General features: G+C 75.9%; 1 protein-coding gene. It reads left to right on the top strand.

Annotation, left to right across the window (positions count from 1 at the left end):
* Positions 1–232: 232 nt before the first annotated feature.
* Positions 233–2317 (top strand): hypothetical protein, encoded by a 2085-nt coding sequence (locus tag ACFV0G_RS38300; protein ID WP_380558173.1) that lies wholly within the window; start codon positions 233–235, stop codon positions 2315–2317.
* The last annotated feature ends 150 nt before the right edge of the window (positions 2318–2467 follow it).

The following is a 2467-nucleotide window of genomic DNA, read 5'->3' as shown; positions in this document are numbered from 1 at the left end:
CCCACCACCCACCCCACGACCGCGCCCCCCAGCACCCCCCACCACCACCCCCGGCCCCCCGCCCCGTTTACCCCAACCCCCCCCCCCACCACCCCCCCCCACCCCACCCCCCCCCTCCGCCCCCCCCCACCACCGCCCCAAATCCCCGGGCCCGGGGGCGCACCCCGCGCCCCGCCCCGGGGCGGCCGCCCGGCCGGCCGAGCAGGGCACCCGGATCGTCGCCATCGACGGCATGGGCGGCAGCGGCAAGACCGCCCTCGCGGTCTGCGGCGCGCACCGGCTGGCCACCCGCTACCCGGACGGCCAGCTCCACATCGACCTGCGCGGCTTCACCCCGGGCCAGGAACCGCTGGAGCCGTCCGGCGTCCTCGCCATCATGCTGCGCACCCTCGGCGTCCCGGGCGAGCGGATCCCCGACGACCAGCTCGGCCGGATCAACCTCTGGCGCACCACCACCGCCAAGCGCCGGCTGCTGGTCCTGCTGGACAACGCGCTCGACGCGGAGCAGGTGCGGCCGCTGCTGCCGGCCTCGCCCGGCTCACTGGTGCTGATCACCAGCCGGGTCCGCCTGGTGAACCTGGACGGCGTGGAGCCGATCTCGCTCGGCCGGCTCGACCACGCCGACTGCCGCGCCCTGGTCGAACGGGTGCTCGGCACGGAGCGGGTGGCCGCCGAACCGGACGCCACCGACGACCTGATCCGGCTCTGCGGACACCTCCCGCTCGCCCTGCGGATCTCCTCCGCGCGGCTGCGCAACCGCCGCCGGTGGACCATCCAGTACCTGGTCGACCGGCTGCGCGACGAGTCCCGGACGCTCGACGAGCTCAGCTCGGGCGACCGCAGCGTGGCCGCCACGCTGCGGCTGTCGTACCTCGCCATGGACGCGGAGAGCCGCACCGCGTTCCGGCTGCTCGGGCTCTACCCGGGCACCGACCTGGACGCGCACACCGCGGCGGCCCTCTTCGGCACCGGCGTGGTCGACGCCGACGACCTGCTCGAACTGCTCCTGGACGCCCACCTGCTGGAGCAGTACGAGCTCGGCCGCTACGCCTTCCACGACCTGGTGCGCAGCTTCGCGCGCAGCCTGCGCGACGACACCGCGGCGGACGCCGACCGGGCGGCGCTGGAACGGCTGCTCGACCACTACGTGCTGGTCTCGGAGGCCGCCAGCGACGTGCTGCTGCCCGGCCGGCTGCGGTTCGCGGTGGTGCTCCCCGAGGCCACCGCCGAACTGCCGGTGATCCGTACCACCGACAGCGCGCTGGACTGGTTCGCGCGCGAGCAGCAGAACCTGCTGGCTGCGCTCGACCTGGCCGTCCGGACGGGTCTGCACCGGCCCGCGGCCTGCCTGCCGCGCGGCTTCGCGGCGTACCTCTACCGGCAGGGCCGCCGCGAGGAACTGCTCCGGGTCGGCGCGGTGGCGGTGGCGGCGGCCCGGCAGCTGGACGAACCCCTGCTGCTGCGGCTCAACCTGACCAACCACGCCCTCGGTTTCTGGCAGTTCGGCCGGCTGCGGGAGGGCATCGACTGCCTGGACGAGGCGATGGAGATCGCCGTCCGGATCGGCGACCGGCACGGCGAGGCGGACTGCCTCAGCCGGCTCGGCCTCTTCCACACCTACCTCGGCCAGTTCGCCCTGGGATCGCAGCAGTTGAAGCTTGCCCTGCCGATCCACCGGGAGCTCGGCAGCCTCCGCGAGGAGGCCTCCGCGCTGATCAGCATCAGCGCGATGAGCAACCAGCTCGGCGAGTTCGAGGAGGGCGCCGAGGCCGCCCGCGAGGCGATCGACCTGCACCGCCGGCTGGGCATCCTGGACGGCGAGGCACTGTCCCTGATCAACCTCGCCGACGCCCACATCGGGCTGGGCGAGTACGACACCGCGCTGGCGCACCTGACGGCCTCCCAGGAGCTGTACGACCAGGTGCAGCGGCCGGTCAACGCCGAACTGGCCCTGGCCCGGGCCGCCGAGGCGCATTACCGGGCCGGTCGCACCGAGCAGGCCCTGGAGCTGGCGCTGCGGGCCGTGCAGAACACCGGCCCGCACGGCCCGGTGCTGCGCCAGGCGCAGCTGGAGAACGCGCTCGGCCGGATCCAGAACGGGCGCGGCGACCACGCGTCCGCGCTGGAGCGGCACCGCCGGGCCCGGCGGCTCGCCGAGGGCTCGGAGTGCCTGATCGAGCTCGCGCACGCCCTGGACGGGCTGGCGCTGGCCTCGGCCGCGCTCGGTGACGAGGCGTCGGCGGCGGACCACCGGGCCCGCGCCGACCGGCTGTTCGCCGAACTCGGCGTCCCCGACCGCTGCCGCTACCTGTCCTGAGAAACGCCGCTGCCCCGCCCCCGGGGGAGGGGGGGGGGGGGCGCGGGTCTGGGGGCCCCGGGGGGGATTTCTCGCGGGGGGGGGGGCGGGGGGCCCGGCGCCCGGGCGGCGGCTGGAGCCGGGCTCAGGCCGCGGCGAAGCGGACGGTGC

It is taken from the genome of Kitasatospora sp. NPDC059571 (assembly GCF_042735675.1).
Taxonomy (GTDB): domain Bacteria; phylum Actinomycetota; class Actinomycetes; order Streptomycetales; family Streptomycetaceae; genus Kitasatospora.
The sequence above is the reverse complement of the archived record's forward strand: the minus strand, read 5'-3'. Positions and strand labels throughout refer to the sequence as shown.